This is a genomic window from Fictibacillus terranigra (assembly GCF_030412265.1).
Lineage (GTDB): Bacteria > Bacillota > Bacilli > Bacillales > Fictibacillaceae > Fictibacillus_C > Fictibacillus_C terrinigri.
The window spans coordinates 56,773-63,623 of record NZ_JAUHLN010000010.1 but is presented as its reverse complement, the minus strand read 5'-3'; the positions used below and the strand labels follow the sequence as shown (position 1 = coordinate 63,623).

At 38.7% G+C, this 6,851-nt stretch carries 9 protein-coding genes and 2 pseudogenes; 3 read left to right on the top strand and 8 right to left on the bottom strand.

Annotation, left to right across the window (positions count from 1 at the left end):
- Positions 1–316: 316 nt before the first annotated feature.
- From QYF49_RS24405 to QYF49_RS26085, 3 genes and pseudogenes are all read left to right on the top strand, one after another.
- Positions 317–621 (top strand): annotated as a pseudogene (locus QYF49_RS24405) (macrolide 2'-phosphotransferase); the annotation flags it as partial.
- A 329-nt stretch (positions 622–950) separates the two neighbouring features.
- Entirely contained in the window at positions 951–1,490 is a 540-nt protein-coding gene (locus QYF49_RS24400; protein WP_290402187.1) for a DUF4309 domain-containing protein, read from the top strand.
- A gap of 734 nt (positions 1,491–2,224) precedes the next feature.
- A pseudogene (locus QYF49_RS26085) lies at positions 2,225–2,851 on the top strand (ABC transporter permease); the annotation flags it as partial.
- A 76-nt stretch (positions 2,852–2,927) separates the two neighbouring features.
- On the opposite strand, the gene QYF49_RS26080 reads toward QYF49_RS26085, so the two are convergent.
- The 8 genes from QYF49_RS26080 to QYF49_RS24360 all read right to left on the bottom strand — a co-directional run bounded on the left by QYF49_RS26080 (position 2,928) and on the right by QYF49_RS24360 (position 6,809).
- Positions 2,928–3,050, bottom strand: a complete 123-nt coding sequence (locus QYF49_RS26080; RefSeq protein WP_425589637.1) for a hypothetical protein — start codon at positions 3,048–3,050, stop codon at positions 2,928–2,930.
- 22 nt (positions 3,051–3,072) lie between these two features.
- Positions 3,073–3,936 (bottom strand): DUF421 domain-containing protein, encoded by an 864-nt coding sequence (locus tag QYF49_RS24390; RefSeq protein ID WP_290402185.1) that lies wholly within the window; start codon positions 3,934–3,936, stop codon positions 3,073–3,075.
- Positions 3,937–3,960: 24 nt separating this feature from the next.
- Positions 3,961–4,167 carry a DUF1657 domain-containing protein gene (locus QYF49_RS24385; RefSeq protein ID WP_290402184.1) on the bottom strand — a complete coding sequence of 69 codons (207 nt, stop codon included), beginning with the start codon at positions 4,165–4,167 and terminating at the stop codon, positions 3,961–3,963.
- 13 nt (positions 4,168–4,180) lie between these two features.
- Positions 4,181–4,534 carry a stage V sporulation protein AE gene (gene spoVAE, locus QYF49_RS24380; RefSeq protein ID WP_091004498.1) on the bottom strand — a complete coding sequence of 118 codons (354 nt, stop codon included), beginning with the start codon at positions 4,532–4,534 and terminating at the stop codon, positions 4,181–4,183.
- A complete protein-coding gene (gene spoVAD, locus QYF49_RS24375) occupies positions 4,535–5,548 on the bottom strand; it encodes a stage V sporulation protein AD (protein WP_290402183.1) in 1,014 nt (337 codons plus the stop codon).
- Positions 5,549–6,025 (bottom strand): stage V sporulation protein AC, encoded by a 477-nt coding sequence (gene spoVAC / locus QYF49_RS24370; protein WP_290402182.1) that lies wholly within the window; start codon positions 6,023–6,025, stop codon positions 5,549–5,551.
- A 29-nt stretch (positions 6,026–6,054) separates the two neighbouring features.
- On the bottom strand, positions 6,055–6,519 hold the full coding sequence (locus tag QYF49_RS24365) for a YhcN/YlaJ family sporulation lipoprotein (protein ID WP_290402181.1): 465 nt from the start codon (positions 6,517–6,519) through the stop codon (positions 6,055–6,057).
- Positions 6,520–6,602: 83 nt separating this feature from the next.
- Entirely contained in the window at positions 6,603–6,809 is a 207-nt protein-coding gene (locus QYF49_RS24360; protein ID WP_290402180.1) for a DUF1657 domain-containing protein, read from the bottom strand.
- Positions 6,810–6,851: the final 42 nt, after the last annotated feature.

The window sequence follows — 6,851 nt, the reverse complement described above, 5'->3', positions numbered from 1 at the left end:
TCACTTGTTAATTATTGTATCGATAGTAAAGATAATATCTAATTATCTTTACTCATCATAATTTCAGTGTATTTTCTTGTTTTCTATCCATCTGTAGTTTGCAACTACATGGGTTATTGGACGATGACCATCTGGTAATCGCAACACATGGCCCCTCTCCGACACAGCTTTATAAAACATGGCGGTATTGTCGAGCAGTTGTTCGGCTTAGTTGCGGGCGTCTCCAGCGATTCCTCTCTAATAAAAAAGCTGGAGAACTTGTCGGAATGTTTAGCAGTTCACTCTTCATTATCAACTGCCGATGTTGCGACACTATGTTCATGCTGGCCACACGATGATTGATAAAGATGCCAACGAAACCGGCTTAATTGACTTGACCGAAGCAAAAGTAACCGTGTGTCAATCGACTTTCCAGTACCAAGCCTTTGGACAAGAAGCCCTGGAAAAACTGATCAGCTATTACCGTGAAGCAGGAGGAATTTACTGGCCGGCCATGAAGGAGCAAATCATTGAACTTAAGGCAGCATACCTGTTGCGATGGCTGAGTTTGCGATCATCTCAGGCTTGGAAGAGTATGAGCAGATGGCAAGAGAATCATTGGAAGTGAGTAAAAAAAGGTAAATTATTTCTCAGGAAACAATAACCAATTTAATAAGTTCTACTCAGAGCTCTTATTAAAGAATTAAAGAATGGATAGCTTAAATAAATGCAAATTTCGCGCATGCCCACAATTAATGCTGATGGGCATACTTTTTTAGTTGATTTGGATGGATTGAAAAAAACACGCCTCTTTTTGTTTCTTTTGTGACTTTTATCGATCATATTACGTCTAAATAAGAAAAGAGTTAACAGTACGGGGAGGAGTGGTGCGCCGAAGGTTATATTAACTTCTTAATTCATCCAAACATAGTTTTTTGATTATGTCTAAAAAATTGGAAAGGGTGTATATTTTGAAACAAAAAAATGTTTTAACTCGACGCTTTATAATGTTTTTAACACTTGTATTTCTCATGTTCAATGGGTCAGCTTTTGCTTCTGCGGCTGCTCCAGAATCCTCGCAGTCTAAGCCCGATCTTTTGATCAGGAAAATTATGGGTTTAGCATATGAATCCCAACAATCGATAAACAGCGGACCTTTTTCTGTTGGTGATTCATTAAAGAAAGTCAAAAAAGCCTGGGGACCACCCGAGGATTTAAGTACTGTAGCAGCCAATTATTGGAGCCGGAATGTACGATTTCTCTATGACGATTCAACAGGTAGACAAACAATTACCGCCATTGAAGATTTTGATCCGCAGTTACAAACCATTCACTTATCTGATTTGAAGGGATTGATTGGTGAACCTGTAAGTGAAGTGGAACAAGAAGGAAATTACTATGTCACTTATACTGGTTATGCAAAATATAAGGTGGTTTTCGTGTTTGACAGCGCCTGGATTAACCCTGATCCAATATTGACTATGTATACGGTTGAAGTCGCAGATCAGTAATTCATTAGGAATCGTCTCTCAAAGGGGCGATTCTTTTACTTGGCAAAAAGCTGAAGTCTGAAAAAGAAATCTTCAGCTCTTTTTTTAAATCTTATTTAAATTTTTCATTCACCTTCGATCAGCTATTATACGGGCCATCCAGTTTCATTGCTCATCTATCATTCTGTCAGATCATCAAGATTTCGATGACTATGAAGTAAATAAAGAGTCGGATTGTGGGAAAATGAACATCGTTGCTTTGTAATTGAGATCATCCATCATATTCGTATTGATATACGGTACGTGAAATTATATTTTAAAACTATCCGTATGATGTTCGTTCTGTACTTCTTTGCTTAAGGTACCGCACCGTCTGAATGAATATAAGATGAGCAGGATTTTTATACCGTTTGGTGGAGCGTAATCATCCCTGAATGTTTAAGGAAATCGGATCGATCCTTCCAGCCCACATATAAAATTACTTTTGTTTTTGTATCCATGCTCACTTCCGTAAACGATTGTGTTTGTATGAAAGTAATATCTCGTTCCTATATAATTCATGCTCTTTAAAGGGGCACATTTTCAGTATATAACAGAAAAAAATGGGCAAAATTGAAAATAGCTCCGATTATAAGGGGCACTGAAAACTCTCTGAGCCATTAAGCGCTAGGATCCCCACCCTAGTGCTTTTTGGTTTTAAATAAACCTCCTTGCTCTCCCAAAAGAGAATTTTTCTCAAATAAGGGATGCATAGAATTATAAATTCACCTAAACGGATATGGATTCTTTTTTTGGACAAGATCATTGATGAGTTTATTTTCTCATATAGGAGTTACTCTATAGAAACAATTTTCCGCTTCATGTTAGGAACCATACTTGGTACTTCTTTTGCCTCACTTTTGTGGCTGCCAATTTATCCAAAGTGCTTGATCCGTATCTGGTCGTTTTAAATGCGCTACCTAAGGTTCCCCTTGGTCTTATCTTAATTGTCGCGCTGGGGACAAATTTCACGTCCATCCTCGGATGGGTATTTTCATTACCATTATCATTACCGTCATGGTGGTATATAAATGCATTTATAAAAGTAGAGAAAAATTATTCAAAGTTATCCAAACATTTAGCGTGGTTCGAAATTACATTGTTTTAAAGAAGTTATTTTGCCCGCTAGTTTTCCCACCATCATTACTGTCTTAAAAGTAAATGTGGGTCTGGCATGGGTTGGTGTGGATCATGGGGGAGTTTCTCGTCGCCAAAGAAGGCATCGGTTACTTGATTATATATGGTTTCCAAGTATTTATTTCACTCTTGTCCTGCTCGGACTATTCGTTATTGCGATCCTGGCCACCATTATGTTCCAACTCGTTGATATTCTTGAACGAAAACCGGTTATAAATAGTAAGAAAGAAAGTCCGTCTCTAATTACATTGCTTAATAAAGAAGAGGACACTCTTCTGGTTTTTACTTTTGACGGATAGCACCACTTTTTCTTTGATAAGTTCTTTTCCAGGTTCCCATCAAATATTCTAGATGATTCCAGTCCATTTCACTATTTTTTCGCCTTTTGTTTTTATTTTTCATCAAAATTAATCACTCCTATATTCCTTTAAACGTGCAGCATTGGTTTCAACTTGTTGATAATATGGGTTAATCGATCAGCATTTTTGTTGTATGCTCTTTGAGCATCCTTAGATTCGGTTTGCAGCGCAAACATTTCTAAATCGGCCTGACATTTTTTTAAGGAGGCTAAGAGTAATGGCTTTTCCTGAGGAGAAGGTACTTGGATTTTATCATCATAAAGATCCATCGTTAACTGGCCATATGAATCAACTTGAGCCAAAAAGACATTATCGAGAGAAACTCCGGCTTTATCTAGTTCCTCATTTAACCACCCTCGGTTTAATCCACGATTGGACAGGGGCTCATCTAAAATGTTTCCATCCATAATGACAGTTTGGGGTTCTTTTATAGGGGCAACTTTAATTTGAAGATCTTTTGCAGTAAGAGGCTGGTTTTCTTTTTTTAGTAAAACACTCAGATGTCCATTCGGCTCTAGTACAGCATATTCAACATCAGATACTTCAAAAACATTTTTGTTACGAAGCTGTTCTAGCAATTCATCAATGGTATATCGCTCCTTTTTTAAATTATCCTCCATTATTTTACCGTCTTTTATAATAATCCTTGCCTTACCCTCTGCAAAATCCCTTACTTTTTTACTTTTCAAGGAAACAAGTCCAATGGCAAAAGGAACCAACGACCAAATGCTCATACTAATGAGACCATGCATGATATTTCGTTCCAATCCCATCGTGACTTCCGCCGCAATACTTCCAATGGTGATCCCTGTTACATATTCAAAAAAAGATAATTGTGATAATTGTTTTTTGCCCAGGAACCATTTTGTTAATAAAAAGAGGGTGATCAAAAAAATAAAGGAACGTACAACAATATCTACCCAATCTAACATAACAATCTCCTTTTTATCGAGTTTCTACTTTCCTTTAAATTGTGGTTCTTCGAATTCAAGTTGTGCGATTCTTTTCTTTAAATCTGAAATCGCTTTTCCTACCTCTAACATACACTCATGAAATAATTTTTTTGCTTGGTCTTCAGTAGATTTTTGCGCTAAACTACTTAGAGTTGCTTCTGCCGCTTTTAAGGTTACCATACATTGTTTAACATTGGATGCTACTGTCATTTGCGCACCTCCCTTATCCTTTGGGTTTAAACAGCAATGCTCCTATCATTCCAAAAATGATGGCTGCGGATATACCCGCACTTGTTACCTTAAACATTCCGGTGATCACACCAATAATGCCATGTTTTTCCGCTTCTGCCATAGCTCCATCCACAAGAGCATTTCCAAAGCTTGTAATTGGAACCGTTGCACCGGCTCCAGCAAAATCCATTAAAGGCTCATATAAGCCCACCCCGTCAAGAATCGCACCCACGACAACTAACGTGGCCATTGTATGAGCTGGAGTCAATTTAAAAACGTCAAACATAATCTGGCCGATCACGCAAATCGCCCCACCAATGACAAAAGCCCAGAAAAAAATTGCCATTTACTCTTCACCTCCATATTCGATGGATACCGCATGAGCGATGCAAGGAATCGTTTCCTGTTGCTGAAAAGTTAAAGGAGATAGAAGAGCGCCTGTTGCCACGACAAGCATTTTCTTAAATTCCCCTTTTTTCATTCGATTTAATAAATGTCCGTAAACCACCGTTGCAGAACATCCACAGCCACTTGCTCCAGCCAGTACAGGTTGTCCTTCCCGGTAAATCATCTTTCCGCAATCTTGAAATTGACCCTTCTTTAAAGACAAACCGTGTTTATTCATTAAGTCGAGAGCGATATGATGGCCGATTTTACCTAAATCTCCTGTAACAATCAGGTCGTAATAGGAAGATTCTATTCCACGATCTTTTAAATGTGCCTCAATGGTATCTACAGCTGCTGGTGCCATAGCCCCGCCCATATTAAATGGATCAGATAATCCCATATCGACCACTTTACCAATCGTTGCAGAAGTCACGCGAGGTCCCTTTCCCTTGTCACTTAAGAGGGCACTTCCGGCTCCAGTTACCGTCCATTGGGCGGTTGGCGGTTTCTGCCCGCCATATTCTGTCGGGTATCGAAATTGTTTTTCCACCGCCGCATTATGACTTGCAGTTCCAGTCAATAAGTACTTCGCGCCTTTCCCATTAACGATCAATGCACCTAGAGCGAGACCTTCCATTGAAGTGGAACACGCGCCGAATAATCCTAAGTAGGGAGCTTCCAGTGTTCTACACGCAAAACTCGTCGACGTAATCTGATTAATAAGATCCCCGGCTAAAATAAATTGAATATCTTCTTTTCTTAGACCCGCTTTTTCAATCGCAGTGTCACAAGACTCTTCAAACAAAACCGTCTGTGCCTGTTCATAAGAATCTTGGCCGAGCCATAAATCTTCGTGAAGGAGGTCAAAGTCATCAGCGATTCGCCCATTGGCTTCAAAAGGTCCCCCGACTGTTCCGGTTGAGATAATCACAGGCTTATTTTCAAACACCCATGTCCGATGTCCATTTAACATTTAAAAACCCCCATATTGTATAATAAGGGTTTTAAGGATGGCAATAACGAATGCAGAAAATACTCCAAATAAAATAACGGAGCCAGCTAACTTAAACATGTTGCTGCCGACGCCCAGAACGAATCCTTCTGTCCGGTGCTCGATTGCAGCTGAGATGACGGAGTTTCCAAATCCCGTAACGGGAACGGCTGTACCCGCGCCACCAAATTGTGCCATCCGGTCATAGACACCAAATCCAGTTAACAGCATAGAAATGAAAATTAACGTCGCAACAGTAGGATTCCCTACGTTTTTTTCTGTGAAATCAAAATAATTGATATACATAAAGGAAATCAGCTGTCCTACCAAACAAATAAAACCACCCACGAAAAATGCTTTAATACAATTGGTTAGTACGGGTCGTTTGGTTTCCCTTTCTTCTTGAAATTTTTGATATTCTTGTTGAACAGGCGTTACTTCTTTGTTGTTATTAGCCATTGAAAGATTCCTTTCTACAAAAAGAATTTTTATGCTTCGTCCGTTGCTTTAGCTTTTATCTTTTGAAGTTCTTTATCAAGTTTTTTCGTGTTCATTTTCGGTTCATCTAATTTATTTTCCAATTCCCCAAGTTTTTTTAAGATCTTTTGATCGGTACTGACATACACTTTCAGGTCGGGAAATTGTTTCTCAAGCCGTTTTTTAATTTTCTTTCGTAGACTTTTTAACTGAAAGCGCTCCAGATGTTTTGGCTTTGCGGCCACAAACATCTCCTTATCAGAGTTTACTGCTTTAACATCGATGATTTCTTCCATAGAAAGAATCTCTTTTTTCGCCTTTTGAGAAGCAGACTGTTTGGTTTGGACATAGGCAATTTGAGTGGTTGAATTTTCATTCTTTTTTTTACTTTCCTCTTTCGGTTTGTTACAACCAGAATTCAGTAGCAGTAAAACCAAAAGAGGAATCAGAATAACCTTTGATTGAATTTTTCTCATGCGATCACCTGTTCCTGAAATATGTTATGTAAAGCAATTGGAAAAGGATGACATGATCACCCTTTTCACTGATTTCAATCCGTTTACTGTTGTTTATATTGTGGCTCTTCTTGTTCAATTTCTTGCAGACGCGGATTTAAAGAATCCACGATTGTCTGGGCTTGTTGGGCGCAGTCTTGAAACAATTGCTTTGCCTGCTGGTTTTCAGTATCAAGAGCAAAGGTCTCAAGACTAGCTTGAGCACTTTTTAATCCTGCGAGGGTTGTTTTTAAATTGCTTGCGACTGTCATTTGATTTCCTCCTTTAATTTGAACCAAAGTTCAAGCATTATG

Bases quoted from the DNA above. Each gene is read 5' to 3' on its own strand.
- QYF49_RS24365 (WP_290402181.1), bottom strand. From the start codon at position 6,519: ATGAGAAAAATTCAATCAAAGGTTATTCTGATTCCTCTTTTGGTTTTA.
- spoVAE (WP_091004498.1), bottom strand. From the start codon at position 4,534: ATGGCAATTTTTTTCTGGGCTTTTGTCATTGGTGGGGCGATTTGCGTG.
- QYF49_RS24385 (WP_290402184.1), bottom strand. From the start codon at position 4,167: ATGACAGTAGCATCCAATGTTAAACAATGTATGGTAACCTTAAAAGCG.
- spoVAC (WP_290402182.1), bottom strand. From the start codon at position 6,025: ATGGCTAATAACAACAAAGAAGTAACGCCTGTTCAACAAGAATATCAA.
- QYF49_RS24390 (WP_290402185.1), bottom strand. From the start codon at position 3,936: ATGTTAGATTGGGTAGATATTGTTGTACGTTCCTTTATTTTTTTGATC.
- spoVAD (WP_290402183.1), bottom strand. From the start codon at position 5,548: ATGTTAAATGGACATCGGACATGGGTGTTTGAAAATAAGCCTGTGATT.
- QYF49_RS24360 (WP_290402180.1), bottom strand. From the start codon at position 6,809: ATGACAGTCGCAAGCAATTTAAAAACAACCCTCGCAGGATTAAAAAGT.